The organism is Streptomyces sp. NPDC001410 (genome assembly GCF_042895235.1).
Classification (GTDB): domain Bacteria; phylum Actinomycetota; class Actinomycetes; order Streptomycetales; family Streptomycetaceae; genus Streptomyces.
On the sequence record NZ_JBIAWE010000012.1, the window covers coordinates 59,348 to 81,056 of the forward strand.

A 21,709-nucleotide genomic window follows, 5' to 3' on the forward strand; every position below is an offset into this window, starting at 1 on the left:
GTCGCCGGATCTCCCGGACAAATGCGGGACGTGGACTTCCTGACGTTTCAAGAGGGTTGCCCGCTCGCTGTGTCGGCGGCTGCGGACGACCGGCGCCATTGGGCGAGCCGGCGCACGGCGGAAAGCGGAATGGGCAGCCATTCCGGCCGGTTCCGGGACTCGTACACCGCCTCGTACACGGCTTTGTCCGCCTCGAAGCAACGCAGCAGCACCGGGCTGCACCGCGGGTCCTGGCCGCCGCCGTCGGCGTAACCCGTGGCGTAGGCCCGCCGGTTGTGCACCGCCCATGCGGAGGCCCGGCGCGCCGGCCGGACGCCCCGCAGATCGTGCGATGCAGAGTCCCCGGGCGGCCGGTCCAGCACCGCGGACAGGGCGTGGTGGGCCGCGTAGTCGAAGGAGCGCAGCATCGCGGCGACGTCCCGCAGGACCGGCTGCGGCCGGCGGCGCTCCTCGGGCGAGTGCCCCGGTTCCCCCTCGAAGTCGACGAGGATCCAGCCCTGTTCGCCGCGCAGCGCCTGTCCCAGGTGCAGATCGCCGTGGATCCGCTGCACGTGCGGCGCCCCGCCCCGCCCGACGATCTCCCGCAGGTCGTCCTGCACGGCCCACAACGCACGGGCGAACGGCGCGAGCTGTGGCACCGCCCGCAGCCCCTCGGCCAGGCGGTCGGCCAGCAGGTCCAGCAGGGCCTCGCTCTCCTTTCGGGTGAGCGGGCGGGAGCCGAGCTGCTCGGCGAGGGCGGTGTGCACCCGGGCAGTGGCCAGCCCCAGGGCGTACGCCTCCGCGGCGAAGCCGCCGTGCGGCGGGACCGCTTCGCACTCCCCTGCCATGCAGGCGCGGGCCCGGTCGACGGCGATCGTCCAGCCGTCGCCCCGCGAGCGCACGAACTGCTGCAGGAGGGCGAGCGTGTGGGCGCCCACCGCCGAACCGGCCGAGGTGCGCACATGGGCCAGCAGGGCCGCGCTCGGCACGTCACCGGCCCGCTGCAGCGCGGTGAGCAGCTCCAGCTCCGGGCTGGTTCCGGGCACGGGCCGTCTCAGCACCTTCAGCATCGCCCGCTGCGCGAAAGCCACCGAGGTGTTCGACTGCTCCGCCGTGCTCGCCACTCCCGGTGCTCCGACGGGGAGTTCGACGCCGGGTACGGGTTCGAAGCACACCGGGCCCGAGCGGCCGCCGGCCGCGACGCGCACCAGAAGCCGGCCCATCAACTCCGGGTCCAGCGTGGCCTCGTAGAGGATCACGCCGGACCCGTCCGGGGTTCTGAGCCGTCCGATCACCGGCTCGGCCGACGGTGGCGGCGGGTCCCGGCGCACGCCGATCAGCGCCTGGTACGGCCCGTCCGCGCCGGCGTCGAACACCGCGACCAGGAGCGCCGGATCACCGGGCAGCACCACGTCGAGCAGCCGCGTGGTGACGTCCGGCGGGGATCCGGCGCCCTTGCCCGCGTACCAGCGCCGGCCGGGCAGCCAGGCCGGGAGCAGTGCATCGAGCGCCGCCCGTATCCGCGTGAGGTCCAGCGCCGGATCCGGCAACGCCCTCACGCGGCACGCATCCGCACCTCGCGGGACGCCGTCGGCCGCATCACGGCCGGCCCGGCCTCGGGGTGCGGCACCTGGGACAGCACGGTGGCCGCGTGGGCCAGCGAAACCATCGTCATGTGGTGGTGCCAGCCGCGGAAGGAGCGGCCCTCGAAGTCCCGTACGCCCAGCCCCTCGCCGATCTCGTCCTGGTCCCGTTCGACCCGGCGGCCGAGCATGGCGGTGCGGAAGACGGTGCCGAGCTGGGACTGGGGCAGGTTCGTCAGCCAGTACTCGGTCGGGGTGCGCCGCGACGAGTCCTGCCAGGCCCCCATCAGCATCACTTCCTGCTGGTCCGTGGGTGCGGGCCGCAGGGCGCCGGAGGCCGGGCGGCCCAGCAGGACCCGGGTGGCGCCGACCGAGGTCGCCCGCAGCGCGCCCACCGAGTGGTCGAACCACTCCACCGGCATGCACTGCCGGCCGAGTTCGGAGACCAGCGCGAACGCGGAGCCGGGCGGGTGCAGGGCACCGGTCTGCGCGACCGGCGCCTCCGCCGTACCGGGCGCGCGGGAGCCGGTGCGCGGTCCGGACCGCACGGGGTGCAGGGTCAGCCCCCGGGCGGCCGGGGCGATCCGTACGACGAAGGGCAGCCGGCGCTCCAGCAGCACCGCGCAGATGTCGTACGGGTCGCACTCGCGCAGGTCCATCACCACCGGGCGGTGCGGAATGCCCCAGTCCCGCGCCATCGCGGACACCGAGTCCACCGCGCACTGCTCCGGCGGGCAGGGGCGGACGTCGTCCGGGATGGAGGCACGGCGCCGCAGTGCCGCGTCAGCGGTCCAGCTCTCGGGCAGCTCCAGCCGCCAGTCGACCGGGCAGGACGCCTGGTCGCCGGCGAGCCAGACGCCGATCGCCCGCTGACAGTTGACGACGCGTCCGAACCCGGAGACCCAGCGCCGCTCGACGCCCACCGAGTGCTGTCCCACCTTGGCGATCACCAGCGGCTGGACCACCCAGGCCCGGGGCTGGAGCCGCAGCAGCAGGTCGGCCAGTTCCCGGCGCACCGGTTCGGCCGCCCACGGGGACTTGGTGATGAACTGATAGAGGCTCTGCTCCACACCGCCGCCCGCACCGTCGGCGATCGCACGCATCGTCTTCTTCCCGGAAACCGAGAGCAGACCCCTCACATAGATTCCGCCCCAGCGCCTCTGGTCACTTCGCGGAATGGATCGGAACGTACGGGAAATGATCTCGGAGACCACTTCCTCAGAAATATCTGCGGATTCTTCGGAAATCTCGGCGGACCCGTAATTCTGACGTTCGCCGGGCATGGCTCGGCCCTCTCTGGAATACAGAAGTGCAAAAGAGCGTGGGGTGCGCTGGACAGGAGCGGTCCGAGGCCGGCGGGCATCGGGGCCTGTGTGACCCGGTGCCGCGCCGGCCCCGGCGCGGACCCGCCGGCTTGGGGGACGTGACCGGCGGGCGTGGACGGGGCGGGCGGTCGGGGGACCCGCCCTCGTCGTACGGGGGCGGCAGGCCCTATGGCATCAGGGCCAGGACCCGGTCGGGGGTGAGCCCGTGGAACAGGGGCTCCCAGTCGGCCGGGGCCCTGCCCGGCTCGTTGTAGATCTCGAAGGTCCGGCCGGTGGCCGCGGCGGAGCCCAGCGCCCGGACGCACGCCTCGGCCACCGAGGCGCGCGACACCCAGCCGTCACCGCGGTCGCCCTGCTCCAGCCGGACACCGGCGCCCGGCGTACCGTCGTCGGTCAGCCAGCCGGGCCGGACCACCGTGTACGGGAACCCGGAGTCCCGTACCGCCTCCTCGCCGCGCCGCCGCCAGTCCAGCAGCCGCCCGTAGGCGTTCATGGGGTGTTCGCGGCGGGTCACGAAGATCTGGCTGACCAGGACGAGGCGCGGGCGCTCCGGCTGGTCGGCCAGCGCCGCGAGAACGTTGCGGACACCGCCGTGCATCGTGGCCTGAGGGCTGTCCGGACCGGAGTCCGCGGTGCCCGGCTCCACGCTGAAGACCACCGCGGCGCAGCCGCGCAGCGCGGGACCCAGCGTGTGCGCGTACCGCACGTCCGCCTGCCGTACCTCCGCCTCGCCGGGTGGGACAGAGCCGCGCTCCGGGTGCCGGCTCACCACGCGGACCTGTGCTCCCGCCCCGGCCAGCCCGGCGGTCACCAGGGCACCGAGCCTGCCTGCCCCGCCGATCACCGCTATGGGGCCGTGCATGTGCATGATTCCCCTCTCGTGTGCCGACCCGCGTCCACCGCCGGGATCACACCCAGCGCAGGACGTCGTCGGCGTTCTTGAGCTCGGTCGCGGCGGGCACCCCCGTCAGGGGCGGCACCCTCAGCCGTGGATAGACGGTGATGCCGCGGAACCGGGACCCCGGCCGCAGCACCGCTCCGTCGCCGATCGCCGTGTGGCACTCCAGCCGCGCCGGTCTGCCACGCTCGGAATGGACCACCGCCATCGGGCCGACGTAGGAGTCGGAGACGTCGGCGTGGGAGCCGATCACCGCCGACTCGCCCACGGCGGAGTTCACCAGCGTGCTTCCCTCACGGATCTCGGCCCCGTCGCCGACGTCCGTGTACTCCAGCCGCACCCCGGGACCGATCTCGACGTCGTGCCCGATGCGCACACCGGGCCCGATCCGCACCGACCCGTCCTCGATCTTCTGGGCGAGGGTGGTGCCGGTCAGGTCGTCCTTGGTCTGCAGGCTGCTCTCGTGGATCCAGCAGCCGTGCGCTCCGGCCGGCCCGGGCCGCGCCATGAGCCGGTTCATGTGCTCGTAGCCGCCCTCCAGCACCAGCCGCAGGGTGTGCAGATAGTCCGGTACGTTGCCCAGATCGCCGAGCCTGCCGATGGCGTGGGTGGCGACCGGGTGGCCCTGCCCGGCCAGCCAGGGCAGCAGGTCGCCGCCCCAGTCCAGCCGCTGGTGGGACTGCCGGAACAGGCCGGGCTCCCGGGCCAGCAGGCGCAGCCTGCGGCAGTCCACCAGGTACATCCCCGCGTTGGTGGGCAGGGTCGCCCGCTCGTCCGCCGCCGTGTGCGGGAAGACCTCCCGCAGCCCGGTGAGGGACGGCTTCTCCACGAAGCCCGTCACCAGGCCGCGGGCGTCGGTCCGCATCACGCCGTACTTGCCGGCGATCTCCGCCCCGGTCCGGGCCACGGCGGCCACGGTCACCAGCGCGTCCTGCTCGTCGTGCGTCGCCCGCATCGCGGCCAGGTCGAAGTCGAAGAGCGAGTCGACCGGCAGGACCAGGGCCTGCCCCTGCAGATCCCACTGTTCGAGGTTGTGCAGGGTGGCCCCGGCGGAGCCCACGTTGTAGCGGTCCAGGCGCGAGCGCGAGTACCTGACCTCGACCCCGTGGTGCTCGCCGTGCCCCAGCAGGAGCTTGATCTGGTTCCGGTTCTCCAGGCCGTGGGCGACCACGAAGTAGCGGCGGATCCCCTGGTCCCGGCAGGCCTCCACGACCCATTCGACGAGCCGCTTGCCGACGAACGGAATGAGCGCCTTGCTGCGGATGTAGTCGGACGACTTCAACGTGATGGGCTTGGCCCGCTCGCCTCTGCCGCCCGCGAGGATGATTCCGACGGTCTCCGAATGCCGACGAGCGGCCATTTCTCCCCCTTGTGCGTTCGCCGGGCGCTCAGCGTCGGCCGTCGGTCAGCCCCATTCCGGATCGTGCGGGCCGACGGCGAACACCCCGGAGGACGCCTTGTCCGAGCTGCTGTCGGCGGTTGCCTGAACGCCGATTCCGACGAAGAGGAGAAGCGCGAGTATCGCCGTGATTCGCTTGGTGCTCGTCTCCATGAAAAGCATTGGTTTCCCCCTGGCAGATGGCTGATAGGCGTTTTCGCCTCCGCTGCTTGAAAGCATGCAGCAGCCAGTGGCCGATTCCGGGCGCTTGTTAGCCTCGACATCACGCAATGCGCAACTAAGAAGGGGGTACAGATGTGCAGAAAGCCGGACAATGACTCCCATACCAACGTCGTCAGGCTGTGCGACCGGGGCCTGGCCCTGTACCGCGAAGCCTTGACGAATGGTCCGATTGATGGTGATGTCCCGGACTGCCTCGTCGAGTTGGGGCTCATGCGCCCGTTGGCCGAAAACCCACGGATCATGACAGTGGTGCCGCCCGACATCGCCGCGAACGAACTCTGCCGCCCCGTGGAACGCGCGATTCTGGTCCAGCAGCAGGCCGTCGCGGGCATCCGCGAGGCGCTCAGCGCCGCCGAGGACGTCTACCGCGAGGAACAGGGCACCGGCTCCGCCAACATCCGCCTGCTGCACGGGGCGGACGTGATCAGCGCGGCACTGCAGAAGTCGGCCGACCTGTGCCGCACGGAGCTGCTGACCGCCCAGCCCGGCGGCGGCCGGGCCACCGCGCTGCTCAGCAGGGCGCTGCGCCGCACCCTGGAGCTGGCCGAGCGCGGCATCCGGCAGCGCTACCTCTACCAGCACGCCGTCCGCACCCACGGCCCCACGCTCGGCTACATCGAGCAGGCCACCGCCGTGGGCGTCGAAGTCCGCACCCTGAACGAGCTGTTCGACCGGCTCATCATCTTCGACCGCTGTATCGCCTTCATCCCCGACCCGCGCCACGACCTCACGTCGACCGCCCTGACCATCGAGCACCCGGCGATCGTCCACTACCTCGCCACCGTCTTCGACCACGCCTGGCAGCGCGCCGAGCCGCTCAGCATCACACAGGAGCAGACACGCCCTCCGCTGATGACCGACGAGACCCGGCGCACCGTCCTGCGGCTGATGATCGAGGGGCACACCGACGCCGCCATAGCCAAGCGCCTCGGCATCAGCGCGCGCACCGTCTCCTCCCACATCGGCAAGGCGTCCGAGGCCCTCAGCAGCAAAAGCCGCGCCCAACTCGCCTACGCCCTCGCCCAGTCCAGAATTCTCGAGGACGCCGCCGGCTGAGCCGCCGGCGGCGTCACCGGAGGGCCGCACACCCGGGCGGGACGGGTGGCGCCCTGTCCACGGCCGTACCGCCGCACTCCCACCGCCCCTACGGGCCTTTGAAGGCGGCCACGGCGGCCAGCACGCCGGCCACGTCGGCCTGCCCTTCACGGGACGGGGCGAGCACTCCGGACACCGCGTGTCCCGGCGTCCGCGCACGCAGCGCCCGGAGCACCTCCTCCAGCATCCAGGCAGCCGCCGTCACGACCGACGGCCCGGGCCACGAGGCGAGTTCGGCGGCCGCCGCGGCCAGCCGCACCTCGTCCAGGTAGACCAGGTGCGCATGGCCGAGTCCGGGTGCGGTGGCACGTGCCGCCAGGGCCAGCCGGGTACCGGCCTCGCCCACGGACACCAACCGCGCCCCCGTCCGCGCGAGCACACCCGACTCCTGGGCGACGAGCGGCACTTCATCGCCCGTACCGTTCGGCCGGTACGGCCACGACGGACCGGGCCCGTCGCCGAGCACCAGGCAGTACGGCCGTCGCGACCGCGCCACCTGCCGCACCACCGCCCGGGTCTCCTCCTCGCCGCACGGGGCGCAGAGCGGGACGCAGGTCTTCTGCCGTACCTCCACCGAACCTTCCCCGGACCCCTCGGGCGGCAGCACTACGGTGGCGCCGGCCTCCACACAGGCCCGCCACAGCCACCGGTTCCCGACCGCCCGGCCCGGCGCCGTCCCGCCCGGACCGACCACCACGAACGGCCTGAACCCCGCCGCGACGAGACCCTTCACCATCTGCGCCAGCACCGGGCCACCGGCCGGCAAGGAGAAGAAACGGTCCGGATGGGCGGCCTCGAAAGGATGGTCCCGGTACAGGGACCAGGCCTCCAGGCAGACCACCCGGCCGTCCCGATGAGCAATCGACGTGAGTTCGCTACGGAAGGCGTCGCGCCCCGACACGGCCACCGCCGTCCCCCCTTCTCTGCGTCCGCGCCACGGGGGACGTCCAGAGTGCGGTCATGAGCGGCCGGTGGGGGTCTCGCAACGACGCCGGTGCAAAACAGCGGCTCATGTGTGTGCTGTCCACGCCCTCAACAGGGCCGTGAACTCGGCCCGGACACGACTGAGTCGGCCGGGCCGTGACGCCTCCTCGCGGCGTCCGGGCGGTCCTACGCCTGCTCGGTTCCGGCCTCGCGGCCCAGCGGCCGCCGGCCACGCTTCAGCGAACGTAGACAGCTCTGTGCCTCCGTCAAGTGTCCATCCCCCGTCGAACATTCCCCCGTGAGCGGCACCACCCGGGTGGGTGGTGCGCTGTCGGCACCATTGTCCGGCGCGCGGACGGCCCGGCGGAAGGTTCAGGGACAACCCCCGAACACCGGACGAGTGGTGTTCCGGCCACCGGTCCGACGGACCGTCACATGTGGATTCAGACAAACATGGGCCCATCAGTACTGGTTTAAGCCATTGTTGACGGCTTCCCTGCCGACAATCTAGTTTCGCGGGCGGCTCGCGAGAGTCAATCGCTGCATGCGCGCGGATCAACTGGGGGGTGGAGTCGGTGCGGCACACGGACGACTTCGTACGGGACGAACTGCTCAGGCTCCTTGAACTGCTCGCCCTGGAGGCTCCGGCGCAGCATTTCGAACGGCCCACGGGTACCGGCTCCGACGACTGGATGTCCACCGAGTCGCAGGCCCTCCTCAGCAGGGCACGGACCCTGGCGCTCGACATCCACGGCCTGTTCGCGCGCCGGCAACAGCGCGAGTCCGCCCTGGCCGCGCTCGTGGACACCGCCAGGGAACTGACCCTCCCCTACGACGTGGACGCGCTCCTGCGGGTGATCGCCCGGCGGGCCCGGCTGCTCCTCGACTTCGACATGTCGTGGATCACCCTCCGGGACGCCACCGACGGCCGTACCCGGGTGCGCGTCTCCGACGGCCACGCCTCCAGCCTCGCCCCCGGCTTCGTGATCCCGGCCCACGGCGGGATCGGCAACGCGGCCGCCGACCGCTCGGCCCCCTTCTGGACCCCCGACTACCTCACCGACAAACGCTTCCCGCACTCCACACCCACCGATGAGGTGGCGATCAGGGAGGGCCTGCACGGGCTGATGGCGGTGCCCCTGAAAGAGGGCAGCGACACCTTCGGCGCGCTCTACGGCGCCGCTCGCTCCGTGCGCCACTTCACCCCCGACGAGATCACCCTGATGTCCTCGCTGGGCGACCTCGCCTCCCTGGCCATCAAGAAGGCCCGGCTGCTCGCCCGGACCCGCTCCGAGCTGAACGAACTCGAACTCGACGTCTCCCGGGCGCTGGACTCCTCCAGCGCCGCACACCGGCTGGGCGACATCCACACCCAGCTCATCGACATGGTGCTGAGCGGAGAGGGCCTCGGCAAGGTCACCGCCCACGCCGCGGCCGAGCTGGGCGGCAGGCTGATGGTGCGGGACGCGACCGGCCGGACGCTGGTCGCCACCGGCGAATTTCCCGGCCTCGACGAGACGGAACTCTTCCAGCGGACGCTGGACGCCCACGCCGAACTCACCGCCATCCGCTCCGCGGCGGGCCTGTGGCTGTGTCCGGCCACCGCCGGCCGCGAGGTGCTCGGCACCCTGATCCTGGCCCCGGACGAACCGGTCACCGACTACCGGCTCCAGCTGCTGCGGGCCACGGCCCAGTCCATCGCGGTCCTGCTGCAGATGGAGGCCGGCGCCGAGACCTCCCCCGACGGGGGCCGCAGCCGGCTGCTGCAGGACCTGATCGCCGACTCGCCCCGCGCGCCCGAACAGCTCGCGGTGCACGCCCGGCGCCTCGGCGTCGCCCTCGACGACCCGCACGTGGTGCTGATCGCGCGGCCGGACGGCGGGGCGAGCGGCCGGGCCCTGGTCTGGGCCTCGGCGTACGCCCACCGCATGGCGGGACTGCAGACCATCATGGACGACTGCCTGGTGCTGCTGGTCCCGGGCACGGACTCGGGGGACGCGGGGCGGGCGGTCACCGCCGAGCTGTCCACGGTGACCGGCCGCCGGGTGACGGTCGGCTCGGCCGGGCCGGTCGCGCACCCGGGCTCGGTCCGCGGCACCTACCAGGAGGCCCGGCGATGCCTGGAGGCGCTCACCGCGCTCGGCACCGACGGGGGCAGCGCCTCGGCGCAGGAGCTGGGCTTCCTCGGCCTGCTGCTCGCGGACAGCCCCGACATCCCGGCCTTCGTGCAGACCACGATCGGCCCGGTGATCGCCTACGACGTCCGGCACTGCACCGATCTCGTGCACACCCTGGAGGCCTACTTCGCGTCCGGCGGCAGCCCCCGCCGCGCCGCCGAGGCCCTCCACGTGCACCCCAACACGGTCTCCCGGCGCCTGGAACGGATCGCCGACCTCCTCGGCCCCGCGTGGCAGGAACCCATGCGGGCCCTGGAGGTACAGCTGGCCCTGCGCCTCCAGCGCACCCGGCACACGATCCGCTCCCCCCTGTCCGCCTGCTGACACGGCCCACCAGGCGCGCTCGACCGAACGAATGACTGAACGAAACGAATAACTGAACCAACAGACGAAACGGCTGCGGGCCCCGGATGATCCGGGGCCCGCAGCCGTGTTCGTTCACCGGCCGCAGGGCCGGTCACTTCTCGATCTGTCAGCCGTTGCGCTTCCAGCGCGGCTTGTCGTCGCGGCGGCCGAAGGAGCCGGTGCCGCTGCCGCGGTGGTCGTCACGACGGCCGTAGGGACGGTCGTGACCGGCGGAGCGGAAGCCCGGGCGGTCGTCACGACGCTCACGGTTGAACGGACGGTCGCTGCCCCGGTGGCCGGCACCGCGCTCGTCCCGGCGGAAGCCACCACGGTCGTCGCGGCGCTCGAAGGAACGGCCACCACGGTCACGGTCGAAGGGACGACGCTCGTCACGGCGCTCGAAGGAACGCCCACCGCGGTCACCACGCTCGTCACGGCGCTCGAAGCCACGGCCGCCGCGGTCACCGCGGTCGTCACGGCGCTCGAAGCCACGCTCACCACGGTCCCGGTCGAACGGCCGACGCTCGTCACGGCGCTCGAAGGAACGCCCACCACGGTCACCGCGGTCGTCACGGCGCTCGAAGCCGCGCTCACCACGGTCCCGGTCACGGTCGAAGGGACGACGCTCGTCACGGTCACGGCGGAAGCCACCGCGGTCACCACGGTCCTCACGGCGCTCGAAGCCCCGCTCGCCACGCTCACCGCGCTCACCACGGTCCCGGTCGAAGGAACGCCGCTCCCGGCGCTCGTACGGCGCCGAAGCCGCCGGACGCTCCTCGCGCTCGGTCTCGCGCTGCGCCGGCTCCTGGACCGCGGCCGCCTCGACCACGGCCTCCGCCGCGGCCGCCTGGGCCTCGGCCACCGCGGTCTCCGGGTCCTCGCCACGCTCGCGGGCGACCCGGACGACCAGCCGGTCGGCCTCCTCGCGCAGCTCGGTGGCACGGCGCTGGGCGCGCTCCAGCTGCTTGGTGAGGTGGGCGACCTCGCGCTCGGCCTGCTGGGCGGCGTTGCCCGCGGACTCGGCCTGGACCTCGGTCATGGAGCGGGCGCCGGTGATCTCGGCGACCTCCGGGTCGAAGGCGCCGGCGCCCTGGATGATGTGGCGCGCGGCGTCGACGCCGGCGTCCTCCATCAGGCGGAAGATCTGGCGGCGCTGGTGCGGCAGGGACAGCGAGACGACCGTGCCCGTACGACCGGCGCGCGCGGTGCGGCCGGCGCGGTGCAGGTAGTCCTTGTGGTCGCCGGCCGGGTCCACGTTCAGAACCAGGTCGATGCCGTCGACGTGGATACCGCGCGCGGCGACGTCGGTCGCGACGAGCACGTTGACGTAGCCGTCCTTGAAGTCGGCCAGCGTCCGGGTGCGGGCGCCCTGGGTCATGCCGCCGTGCAGCGCGTCGGCCTTCGCGCCGGCCTCGCGCAGCTGCTCGGCGACGCGGTCGGCGCCCAGCTGGGTGCGGACGAAGATGATCGTGCGGCCCTTGCGGGAGGCGATCGCGGCGGTGACCGGCGCCTTGTCCTTGGGCTTCACGATGAGGATGTGGTGCGACATGGTCGTCACCGCGCCCTGGGCCGCGTCCACCTCGTGTGAGACCGGATTGTTCAGGTAGCGGTCGACGAGGGTCTGGATCTCGTTCTCCATGGTGGCGGAGAAGAGCATCCGCTGGCCGCCGGCCGGGACCTGGTCGAGCAGCTCGGTGACCTCGGGCAGGAAGCCCAGGTCGGACATCTGGTCGGCCTCGTCCAGGACCGCGATCTGCACGTCCTCGAGGGAGCAGGCGCCGCGGTTGATGATGTCGCGGAGGCGGCCGGGCGTGGCGACCAGGATGTCCACGCCGCGCTCCAGCGCGTAGATCTGGTTGCCCATCGACGTACCGCCGCAGACGACCTTCATCTTCAGGCCGAGGACGTCGCCGTAGGGCTGCAGGGCGTCGGCCACCTGCATGGCCAGCTCACGGGTCGGGGTGAGGATGACGGCGCGGGGCTTGTGCTTCTGGGTGCGGCCGCCGGCCAGCGTGGCCAAGGTCGGCAGACCGAAGGAGAGGGTCTTGCCGGAGCCGGTGCGGCCACGGCCGAGGATGTCCTTGCCGGCCAGGGCGTCCGGGATGGTCGCGGCCTGGATCGGGAAGGGGGTGGTGACGCCGTTCTGCGCGAGCTTGCGCACGATGCCCTCGGGGAGGCCGAGGTCGGCAAAGGTGGTCTGGGGGGTGGTGTCAGCGGCCTCGACGGCCTCGGTGACCTCGGTCGTCACGTCCACGAGTTCGTTGTCGTTCTCGGGCATGACGATCTGATCAGTACTGGACACGGACATGCGAATGCGAAACCTTCCGGAGTCTCTTCGGCACGCGCCCGTCAACTCCGTGAATCGCTCACGACCGCCTCAATGCGGTCCGCCACGGCAAGGGAGAGTACGCGCCACACGGCGCGCTCTGCAGTGGCGCCGGGCAAATGGGATCAAACGATCTACCACCATACGCACCCAACGCCCCCCAAGGCAAACCGAGCCCAGGAGACGCTGGTCACGTCCTACGCCGGAATCCCCGCCGCAGGCGCCGGCTCCCGCTGGGCCAGTTGGGTCCCCGTCTCCTCGTGGGCCGAGGAGGACGGCTCGGCGGACGGCGGCGCGGACGAGGTCGGCGTCGGCTCCTCCGTGGGCGTCGGCGGCGGCTCGGCCGTCTGTGTGGGGGACGGCTCGACCGTATGCGTAGGGGCCGGAACCGTGGTCCCCCCCGGCTTCGGCGGTGCCGCCGACGCGCTGCCCGGCGCGGACGGCGTGGCCGAGGGCGAGCCCGACTCCCCCCGCTTCTTCTTGCCCCCGTGCTCGTGCTTGCCGTCCCCGTGACCGCCACCGCCGTAGCCGAGGCCGCCGCCGCCCTCCACCGGCCCCCCGTCGGGCGCCTCACCACCCCGCTGCCCCGCCGAGTGCGAGGGCTTGGCCCGGCCGGCGTCGTCACCCACACTCACACAGCCGGCGGCGGCCGTGAGGGCCAGCACCGTGACGGCCAGACGGACGGGTACGTACAAGGGGCGCACGGCGGCCACCTCCGGAGGCGAGACTGGGAGTCAACCTGCCCAACTCCCGCCGCCCGCAAGAGGACACGCGCCCCGCCCGCATCGGCGCGCCCCACCCGGTCACCCGTACCCGAGCGCGTGCAGCCGGGCGTCGTCGATGCCGAAGTGATGGGCGATCTCGTGCACCACGGTGACCTCGGTCTCGGCGACGACGTCCTCGCGGCTGTCGCACATCCGCAGCGTCGGCCCCCGGTAGACGGTGATCCGGTCCGGCAGCACACCCGCGTACCACTCACCCCGCTCGGTCAGCGGCGTCCCCTCGTACAGCCCGAGCAGCTCGGGATCGTCCGCGGGCGGTTCGTCCTCGACGAACACCGCGACATTGTCCATCAGCCGCGTCAGCTCCGGCGGGATCCGGTCGAGCGCCTCGGCGACCAGTTCCTCGAACTCCTCGCGCGTCATCTCCAGCACACGGTCATTGTCCGGCACGTCAGGCCCGTACGAGGCAGGCGAACCGGCGCATATCCGCCGCATATCCACACCCGGCCGTGGGCATACGCCCCCAATGGCCAGCGCCCGCGCCACCGCCGCAGCCCTCCGCACCCTGCGCACCCACCGTGCCCGCCGTACCCGCAAGGCCGCCCCCGCCCTCCCGGCCCTGGAACTGGCGGCCCGCCCCAACCCGTGGCTGCGCGCCCTCGGCCTCACCACAGTGGTCCTGGTCGGCGCCTGGCTCGGCCTGCTGATCGTCGGGAACGTCCGGGTCCCGGTCGGCCCGATGGACACGACGATGGCACTGCGCCCCTCCCTCACCGGCGGCACGAAGATCAACGTCTCCCCGCTGGGCGCACTCACCCTGGACAGCCATGTCGCCCCGGTCCGCCTGGACGTCAACGTCGACCAACTGGACCCGCTCCGCTCCCAAGCCCTCGTCGACCACCCCGAACGGCTCTCCGGGCTCCAGGACGAGGTGGCCCGGGACGTCGAACGCGGCACGCTCGACCTGGCCGTACGCTCCTGCGTCGCCGTGGTCTCCGGCGCGACCGCCCTGGGCCTCGCCGTCTACCGCCGCCCGCGCCGCGCCCTGACGGCCGGCGGCCTGGCACTGGCCCTCCTCGCCGCCTCCGGAGCGACGGCCTACGCCACCTGGAACCCCAAGTCGGTCCTGGAGCCGAAGTTCTCCGGCCTGCTCTCCTCCGCACCCTCCCTGGTCGGCAACGCGCGCAGCATCGTCACCGAATTCGACGTCTACCAGAAGGAGTTGGCACGCCTGGTGACGAACGTGACGAAGCTGTACGACGTCACGTCCACGCTCCCGGCCTACCAGCCGGACCCCACCGGCCTGCGGGTCCTGCACGTCTCCGACATCCACCTCAACCCGGCGAGCTGGAAGATCATCGCCTCGCTGGTGGAGCAGTACAAGGTGAACGTGATCGTGGACTCGGGCGACACGATGGACCACGGCACAGCCGCAGAGAACGGCTTCCTGGACCCGGTCGCCGACCTGGGCGTGCCGTACGTCTGGGTCCGGGGCAACCACGACTCCAGGACCACCCAGCGCTACCTGCAGCGCATGAAGAACGTGCACGTCCTGGACGACGGCCGGGCGGAGACGATCGCCGGCCTGCGGTTCGCGGGCATCGGCGACCCCCAGTTCACCCCCGACCGCTCGGTGTCGCCCGGCGGGGACGCGGCCGAGGTGCTGGCGGGCGACCGCCTGGCCAGCACCCTGCGCGACCAGCGGGCGGCGGGCACCCCGGTCGACGTGGCGATCGCGCACGAGCCCTCCGCCGCGCGCGAGACGGACGGCGAGGTCCCGCTGGTCCTGGCGGGCCACCTCCACCACCAGGGCACGGAGGTCATGAAGTACGGCACACGTCTGCGCATGGAAGGCTCGACGGGAGGCAGCGGCCTGCGCGCCGTGGAGGGCAGATACCCCGACCCGATCGAGGCCTCGATCCTCTACTTCGACCGCGCCACCCGCCGCCTCCAGGCCTGGGACGAGATCAGACTGGGCGGCCTGGGCCTGACGACAGCCGAGGTCAGCCGCCACCTGCCCGAGGAGAACCTTCCCGGCGCAAACCCGTCCCCGGCTACGCCCTCGCCCTCAGGGTCGTAAAACCGTTTTGGCGATACTCCCCGCCATCCCATATGCTTCTCACGTCCCCGACGCGCTGAGAAGCGCCCAGGCGGGCCGATAGCCCTCATCGTCTAGCGGCCTAGGACGCCGCCCTTTCAAGGCGGTAGCACGGGTTCGAATCCCGTTGGGGGCACGCAAGATCGTGTGCGACACTGTTGCACGCAAGCTTGGTCCTGTGGAGCAGTTTGGAGTGCTCGCCACCCTGTCAAGGTGGAGGCCGCGGGTTCAAATCCCGTCAGGACCGCAAAGGCCTTGTAAAAGGCCTTGACGGCTGGGTAGCTCAGTTGGTACGAGCGATCGCCTGAAAAGCGATAGGTCGCCGGTTCGACCCCGGCCCCAGCCACAACTAAGGCCCCGATCTTCGGATCGGGGCCTTGTTGTATGTCTTGTGGGTCACACTCGTGGTACGAGCGTCCGCAGTTCCTGCAGGTGAACTCGGCCTGGTTGGGCCGGTTCCGTTTGTCGATGTGGTGGCAGTGGGAGCACTCCTGGCTGGTGTACGCCGGGCTGACGTGCACTACCGGCACCCCGGCCCTGGGTGCCTTGTACTCGATGAAGGCGCCGAGCTGGCCGAAGGCCCAGGAGTTGATCGTGACGCGTTGGGGCTTTTTCAGCCGTGCCCGTTCGCGGATGCCGCTCAGGTCTTCCAGAGCGATTCCGCGGCCGGTGCGTTGAGCCTCCGCCACGATGTGGTTGCTGATCTTGTGATTGATGTCGCGGGTGCGTCGTGCCTCTTTGCCCGCGTGTCGCTTGGCCCGCCGCTTCGCGGATCGTGTGCCTTTCTGCTGCAGTCGGGTGCGTAGGTTTCGGTCGTTTTCCCGGGTGCGGTTCAGCTTTCGGCCGCTGTGTCGGTGTCGTGGAGGTGGTGGCGATGTTGGCGATGCCCAGGTCGACGCCGATGAAGCCCTGCGGTGCCAGGAGAGCATGCGGTCGTCGTAGGGCTGGGCGGCCTGGGCGCCGAGGCCTGTTCCTGGGTCGGCAGCAGCTTGACGCGCACCACGATCTTCACGAACACGGAATCTGGGCTCGTTCGTCGGTTCGCTCAGGTGAACGTCGATGCTTCATCACGAAGAGTGATTTTTCAGATTTTTCTTTGTTGCCTGGTCGGCTTGGCACGGACTCTGCGCGGCGCTACGTTCTGGCTGGTTGGCGGGGATTTTGGGGGGCGGGGACGATGAGTCGGGACGAGGCCAGAGCCATCCGGGACACCGAGCTGGAGAAGGACCGGGCCCGATACGGGCTGCTCGCGGTGGTCATCAGCAATCTGGCGATAGCCGGGGTCGCGATCTTCGGGGTGTGGCGGCTCGACGGGGACAAGGCGGTGATCGTCGGTGTGCTGACCGCCGCGTTCACGGCCGTGAGCAGCATGACCACGGCGTATCTCGGTATCAAGGCGGTCTCCAACACCGCCAAGTCCATCGCCCTCGGGGATGGTGTGCGGCGCGGCGGCGATTCCGGCAGCTCGGGGGCGTTGCAGGGCTGACGCTGTGCGCTCGCTGTGACGTTTCTTGATCTTCGCGCGCTCCTCCTTCCGGGGGCCGGGTCGCCGGTCCCGAACCGATGGAAGGGGCTCAAGTGCGCTTCAGACAGGCCGCGTTGACCGTCACGTTGGCGCTCGCGACGAGTCTGCCGCTGGCAGCGGGGACCGCGGCGGCGGAGGGGACGCGGGGGCCGGGCCTGCTCACCGGCACCGACTATTCGGCCGGCTCCCCCGCCCTGGTCACCCTCAACCCCGTCAGCGGATCCGTCACCGCCACCCTCGCCCAGGGCGCGGAGGACGGCGTGCTCTCGCCCGACGGCTCCCAGGTGGCGTACGTCCACCGGCAGGACACCTGCATACCGCAGACCGAGGGCTGCGCGTACGGCCGCGATCTGGTCGTCGCGGGCGCTGACGGCAGCGACCCGCACGTCCTGGTCCCCGGCACCGGGTCCGGGCCCGTTCCGTACGCCGGGCACCCCGACTGGTCTCCCGACGGACAGCGGATCGTCTACGAAACGGGGTCCGGCCTGGGCTGGATCAACGCCGACGGCACCGGGAGCGAGGTTCTCACCCCGTACGGCAGCCGCGGCACCTTCTCGCCCGACGGCCGGAGCATCGCCTTCCTGAGGAGCGAGTACTACGAGACCGATGACGGCTGGGATGTCGGCACCGACGTCTACGTCCTCGACACGGTCACCCGCGAGGAGCGCCAGGTCACCTCCAGCCACAACGTGGGGGACACGCCCGCCGACTGGTCCCCCGACGGCAGCCGCCTCGTCTATGCCGCCGAGAACGGCCTGCACACCGTCGACGTGGCCACCGGCGCCACGACCGATCTGCAGAACAACTGGGCCATCGCCCTGTCCAACCTCCGCGCCCCGGTCTATTCCCCCGACGGCAGCGGGATCGCCTTCAACGGCTTCGAGCAGGCCGCCGGCGCGAGCGCCACGTACATCGTCGACGCCGTCGACGGCGGGAACCTCCGCAAGCTCACGGACCGACCCGTGACCTTCACCGACTGGCTCCCCAACGAGTAAGGACTCCAGGTGAGGGCGGCCGCCCCCGGTCGGCGGTCGCCTGCCCAAAAGTGTTCGCCACGAATTTCCCCGAGGTGCGATCCTGGACCGCGTATGTCTACGCACCCAGCCCCCGCCCTCGGCGCCCTCGCCCCCCGCCTGACCGAGCTGTCGCTGCGCGAAGCGCACCGCCTCGGCCGGCGGCTCGAGGGCGCGCGCAAGATCCGTAAGCCGGAGGCCCGCGCCACCGTCCTCGCCGAGATCGAGGCCGAGATCGCCAAGGCCGAGGCCCGGATGGACGAGCGGCGCTCCCGCGTGCCCGCCGTCACGTACCCCGAGCAGCTCCCCGTCAGCCAGCGGAAGGACCAGATCGCCGAGGCCATCCGCGATCACCAGGTCGTCATCGTCGCCGGCGAGACCGGGTCCGGTAAGACCACGCAGATCCCCAAGATCTGTATGGAGCTGGGCCGCGGTGTCCGCGGCATGATCGGGCACACCCAGCCCCGCCGTATCGCTGCCCGCACCGTCGCCGAGCGGGTGGCGGAGGAGCTGCGGACCCCCCTCGGCGAGGCCGTCGGCTGGAAGGTCCGCTTCACCGATCAGGTGAACCCGGACGCCACCTTCGTCAAGCTGATGACGGACGGCATCCTGCTCGCCGAGATCCAGACCGACCGCGAGCTGCGCGCCTACGACACGATCATCATCGACGAGGCGCACGAGCGGTCCCTGAACATCGACTTCCTGCTCGGGTATCTCGCGCAGCTGCTGCCCAAGCGGCCGGATCTCAAGGTCGTCATCACCTCGGCGACCATCGACCCGGAGCGCTTCTCCCGGCACTTCGGCGACGCCCCGATCATCGAGGTCAGCGGCCGTACCTATCCGGTCGAGGTCCGGTACCGGCCGCTCCTCGAAGAGGACTCCGAGGACGCCGACCGGGACCAGATCACCGCGATCACCGACGCCGTCGAGGAGCTGATGGCGGAGGGGAAGGGCGACATCCTCGTGTTCCTCTCCGGTGAGCGGGAGATCCGGGACACGGCGGACGCGCTGACGAAGAAGCAGTACCCCCGCGCCGGAGGCGCTAATTGGCAGGGCACCGAGATCCTGCCGCTCTACGCCCGCCTCTCCCACGCCGAGCAGCACCGCGTCTTCCAGCCGCACACGGGGCGCAGGATCGTTCTGGCGACCAACGTCGCCGAGACCTCCCTCACCGTCCCCGGCATCAAGTACGTCATCGACCCCGGCTTCGCCCGGATCAGCCGGTACAGCCACCGCACCAAGGTCCAGCGGCTGCCCATCGAGCCGATCTCCCAGGCCAGCGCCAACCAGCGCAAGGGCCGCTGCGGCCGTACCTCCGACGGCGTCTGCATCCGGCTCTACGCCGAGGACGACTTCCTCGCCCGCCCGGAGTTCACGGACGCCGAGATCCTCCGCACGAACCTCGCCTCCGTCATCCTCCAGATGACCGCGGCCGGGCTCGGCGACATCGAGAAGTTCCCCTTCATCGACCCGCCGGACCACCGCAACATCCGCGACGGCGTGCAGCTGCTGCAGGAGCTGGGCGCGCTGGACCCGGCCCAGAAGGACCCGCGCAAGCGGCTCACCGACAACGGCCGCAAGCTCGCCCAGCTGCCCGTCGACCCGCGCCTCGCCCGGATGGTCCTGGAGGCCGACAAGAACGGCTGTGTCCGCGAGGTCATGGTCATAGCGGCCGCGCTGTCCATCCAGGACCCGCGCGAGCGCCCGGCCGAGAAGCAGGCCCAGGCCGACCAGCAGCACGCCCGCTTCAAGGACGAGACCAGCGACTTCCTCGCCTATCTGAACCTGTGGCGGTACGTCCGCGAGCAGCAGAAGGAGCGCGGCTCGTCGTCCTTCCGCCGGATGTGCAAGCAGGAGTACCTGAACTTCCTGCGCATTCGCGAATGGCAGGACATCTACACCCAGCTGCGCACGGTCGCCAAGCAGATGGGCATCCACATCAATGAGGACGATGCCCCCGCCGACCGCGTGCATGTCTCCCTCCTCGCCGGCCTCCTCTCCCACATCGGGATGAAGGATGTGAAGGACGGCAACAAGAACGAGTACCTGGGCGCCCGCAACGCCAAGTTCGCGATCTTCCCGGGCTCGGCTCTGTTCCGGAAGCAGCCCCGCTTCGTGATGTCCGCCGAGCTGGTGGAGACGTCCCGCCTGTGGGCCAGGGTCAACGCGAAGATCGAGCCGGAGTGGGTCGAGCCGCTCGCCGGCCACCTCCTGAAGCGCACGTACAGCGAGCCGCACTGGGAGAAGGACCAGGCGGCCGTGATGGCGTACGAGAAGGTCACGCTGTACGGCGTCCCGATCGTCGCCCAGCGGAAGGTGAACTACGGCCGGGTCGACCCCGAGGTCTCCCGTCAGCTGTTCATCCGCAACGCGCTCGTCGAGGGCGACTGGCGCACACACCACAAGTTCTTCGCCGACAACCGCAAACTCCTCAGCGAGGTCGAGGAGCTGGAGCACCGGGCGCGGCGCCGGGACATCGTCGTGGACGACGAGACGCTGTTCGACTTCTACGACCAGCGGGTGCCCGAACACGTCGTCTCCGGCGCCCACTTCGACTCCTGGTGGAAGCACAAGCGGCACGAGCAGCCCGATTTTCTGGACTTCGAGCGGGAGATGCTCATCCGGGAGTCGGCGGAGGCGGTCACCAAGGCCGACTATCCGGACAGCTGGCGGCAGGGGCAGCTCAAGTTCCGGGTGACCTACCAGTTCGAGCCGGGCGCGGACGCGGACGGTGTGACCGTCCACATCCCGCTGCAGGTCCTCAACCAGGTCACGGACGAGGGCTTCGACTGGCAGATCCCCGGCCTGCGCGAGGAAGTGGTGACGGAGCTGATCCGCACTCTCCCCAAGCCGATCCGCCGCAACTACGTGCCCGCGCCGAACTACGCGAAGGCGTTCCTGGAGCGTGCGGTGCCGCTGCAGGAGACCCTGACGGTCACCATGGCCCGCGAGCTGAAGCGCATGGTCGGCGTCCCCTTCGAGGCGGACGACTTCGACTGGGCGAAGGTCCCCGACCATCTGAAGATCACCTTCAGGATCGTGGACGAGCGGCGGCGGGGGCTCGCCGAGGACAAGGACCTGGAGGCGCTGAAGCTCCGGCTGAAGCCGAAGGCGCGCAAGGCCCTGTCCCAGGCGGCGGCCGCGACCGCCTCCCGCGAGGGCGGGGAGTCCCTGGAGCGGGCGGGCCTCACCGACTGGACGATCGGCACGCTCACCCGGGTCTTCGAGACCCGCCGGGCCGGGCAGCCGGTGAAGGCGTACCCGGCGCTGGTGGACGACGGCGACACGGTCTCGGTCCGCCTCTTCGACACGGAGGCCGAGCAGGCGGAGGCCATGTGGAAGGGCACCCGCCGCCTCATCCTGCGCAACATCCCGGTGAACCCGGCCAAATTCGCGAGCGACCGCCTGACGAACGCCCAGAAGCTGGCGCTCTCCGCCAACCCGCACGGCTCGATCCAGGCCCTCTTCGACGACTGCGCGATGGCCGCGGCCGACAAGCTGATCGCGGACTTCGGCGGGCCGGCGTGGGACGAGGAGTCGTACCGGAAGCTGTACGACAAGGTGCGGGCGGAGATCGTCGACACGACGGTCCGTACGGTCGCCCAGGTGCAGCAGGTCCTCGCCGCCTGGCAGGCCTGTGAGCGCCGTCTGAAGGGCGTACGCAGCCCCGTCCTGCTGGCGAACCTGACGGACGTCCGCAAGCAGCTGGACGCCCTTGTGAAGCCCGGTTTCGTGACCTGGGCGGGGATACGCCGCCTGCCCGACCTCATGCGCTACCTGGTGGCCGCGGACCGGCGCCTGCAGCAGATGCCGACGGGTGTCCAGCGGGACACCACGCGCATGGAGAAGGTCCACGAGATGCAGGACGAGTACGCCTGGCTGCTGGAACAGCTCCCGCAGGGCCGGCCGGTACCGCAGCAGGTCCTGGACATCCGCTGGATGCTCGAGGAGCTACGGGTCAGCTACTTCGCCCACGCGCTGGGCACGGCGTACCCGATCTCCGACAAGCGGATCGTGAAGGCGATCGACGCGGCCGTACCGTAACCGCAAGCGTACAGAGGGTGAGTTCGACCAGGGC

At 71.2% G+C, this 21,709-nt stretch carries 15 protein-coding genes, 3 tRNA genes and 1 pseudogene; 9 read left to right on the forward strand and 10 right to left on the reverse strand.

What is annotated here, in order from left to right:
- Positions 1–47: 47 nt before the first annotated feature.
- The 5 genes from ACFY3C_RS26075 to ACFY3C_RS26095 form a co-directional block, all read right to left on the reverse strand.
- Entirely contained in the window at positions 48–1,538 is a 1,491-nt protein-coding gene (locus tag ACFY3C_RS26075; RefSeq protein WP_390772447.1) for a hypothetical protein, read from the reverse strand.
- Complete coding sequence (locus ACFY3C_RS26080; RefSeq protein WP_390772448.1) at positions 1,535–2,845, reverse strand: IS701 family transposase; 1,311 nt, start codon at positions 2,843–2,845, stop codon at positions 1,535–1,537. The genes ACFY3C_RS26075 and ACFY3C_RS26080 overlap by 4 nt, the downstream gene beginning before the upstream one ends.
- A gap of 208 nt (positions 2,846–3,053) precedes the next feature.
- On the reverse strand, positions 3,054–3,749 hold the full coding sequence (locus ACFY3C_RS26085; RefSeq protein ID WP_386580442.1) for an NAD(P)H-binding protein: 696 nt from the start codon (positions 3,747–3,749) through the stop codon (positions 3,054–3,056).
- Between the two features lie 46 nt (positions 3,750–3,795).
- Entirely contained in the window at positions 3,796–5,145 is a 1,350-nt protein-coding gene (locus ACFY3C_RS26090; RefSeq protein ID WP_386580440.1) for a sugar phosphate nucleotidyltransferase, read from the reverse strand.
- 45 nt (positions 5,146–5,190) lie between these two features.
- Positions 5,191–5,337 (reverse strand): hypothetical protein, encoded by a 147-nt coding sequence (locus tag ACFY3C_RS26095; RefSeq protein ID WP_390772449.1) that lies wholly within the window; start codon positions 5,335–5,337, stop codon positions 5,191–5,193.
- 309 nt (positions 5,338–5,646) lie between these two features.
- On the opposite strand from ACFY3C_RS26095, the gene ACFY3C_RS26100 reads away from it, so the two are divergent.
- Entirely contained in the window at positions 5,647–6,462 is an 816-nt protein-coding gene (locus tag ACFY3C_RS26100) for a LuxR C-terminal-related transcriptional regulator (protein WP_386580436.1), read from the forward strand.
- 88 nt (positions 6,463–6,550) lie between these two features.
- Here ACFY3C_RS26100 and ACFY3C_RS26105 read toward each other — a convergent pair whose 3' ends face one another.
- A complete protein-coding gene (locus ACFY3C_RS26105; protein ID WP_390772450.1) occupies positions 6,551–7,408 on the reverse strand; it encodes a transketolase in 858 nt (285 codons plus the stop codon).
- A gap of 592 nt (positions 7,409–8,000) precedes the next feature.
- Here ACFY3C_RS26105 and ACFY3C_RS26110 point away from each other — a divergent pair.
- Complete coding sequence (locus ACFY3C_RS26110; RefSeq protein ID WP_386580432.1) at positions 8,001–9,926, forward strand: helix-turn-helix domain-containing protein; 1,926 nt, start codon at positions 8,001–8,003, stop codon at positions 9,924–9,926.
- Positions 9,927–10,074: 148 nt separating this feature from the next.
- Here the strand turns inward: ACFY3C_RS26110 and ACFY3C_RS26115 are convergent, their stop codons facing one another.
- The 3 genes from ACFY3C_RS26115 to ACFY3C_RS26125 all read right to left on the reverse strand — a co-directional run bounded on the left by ACFY3C_RS26115 (position 10,075) and on the right by ACFY3C_RS26125 (position 13,427).
- A complete protein-coding gene (locus ACFY3C_RS26115; protein ID WP_390772451.1) occupies positions 10,075–12,255 on the reverse strand; it encodes a DEAD/DEAH box helicase in 2,181 nt (726 codons plus the stop codon).
- 215 nt (positions 12,256–12,470) lie between these two features.
- Positions 12,471–12,977 carry a hypothetical protein gene (locus tag ACFY3C_RS26120; protein WP_390772452.1) on the reverse strand — a complete coding sequence of 169 codons (507 nt, stop codon included), beginning with the start codon at positions 12,975–12,977 and terminating at the stop codon, positions 12,471–12,473.
- Positions 12,978–13,076: 99 nt separating this feature from the next.
- Positions 13,077–13,427, reverse strand: a complete 351-nt coding sequence (locus tag ACFY3C_RS26125) for a metallopeptidase family protein (protein ID WP_058081062.1) — start codon at positions 13,425–13,427, stop codon at positions 13,077–13,079.
- Positions 13,428–13,521: 94 nt separating this feature from the next.
- Here ACFY3C_RS26125 and ACFY3C_RS26130 point away from each other — a divergent pair, with 94 nt between their 5' ends.
- The 4 genes from ACFY3C_RS26130 (at position 13,522) to ACFY3C_RS26145 (ending at position 15,439) form a co-directional block, all read left to right on the forward strand.
- A complete protein-coding gene (locus ACFY3C_RS26130; protein ID WP_390772453.1) occupies positions 13,522–15,075 on the forward strand; it encodes a metallophosphoesterase in 1,554 nt (517 codons plus the stop codon).
- Between the two features lie 81 nt (positions 15,076–15,156).
- Positions 15,157–15,229, forward strand: a tRNA-Glu gene (locus tag ACFY3C_RS26135).
- 36 nt (positions 15,230–15,265) lie between these two features.
- Positions 15,266–15,340, forward strand: a tRNA-Asp gene (locus ACFY3C_RS26140).
- 25 nt (positions 15,341–15,365) lie between these two features.
- A tRNA-Phe gene (locus ACFY3C_RS26145) sits at positions 15,366–15,439 on the forward strand.
- Positions 15,440–15,554: 115 nt separating this feature from the next.
- Here ACFY3C_RS26145 and ACFY3C_RS26150 read toward each other — a convergent pair.
- A pseudogene (locus ACFY3C_RS26150) lies at positions 15,555–16,022 on the reverse strand (RNA-guided endonuclease TnpB family protein); the annotation flags it as partial.
- 248 nt (positions 16,023–16,270) lie between these two features.
- On the opposite strand from ACFY3C_RS26150, the gene ACFY3C_RS26155 reads away from it, so the two are divergent.
- The 3 genes from ACFY3C_RS26155 (at position 16,271) to hrpA (ending at position 21,675) form a co-directional block, all read left to right on the forward strand.
- A complete protein-coding gene (locus tag ACFY3C_RS26155; RefSeq protein ID WP_390772454.1) occupies positions 16,271–16,579 on the forward strand; it encodes a hypothetical protein in 309 nt (102 codons plus the stop codon).
- Positions 16,580–16,671: 92 nt separating this feature from the next.
- Entirely contained in the window at positions 16,672–17,613 is a 942-nt protein-coding gene (locus ACFY3C_RS26160; RefSeq protein ID WP_390772455.1) for a TolB family protein, read from the forward strand.
- A gap of 93 nt (positions 17,614–17,706) precedes the next feature.
- Positions 17,707–21,675, forward strand: coding sequence for an ATP-dependent RNA helicase HrpA (gene hrpA / locus ACFY3C_RS26165; RefSeq protein ID WP_390772456.1), 3,969 nt, complete (start codon positions 17,707–17,709; stop codon positions 21,673–21,675).
- Positions 21,676–21,709: the final 34 nt, after the last annotated feature.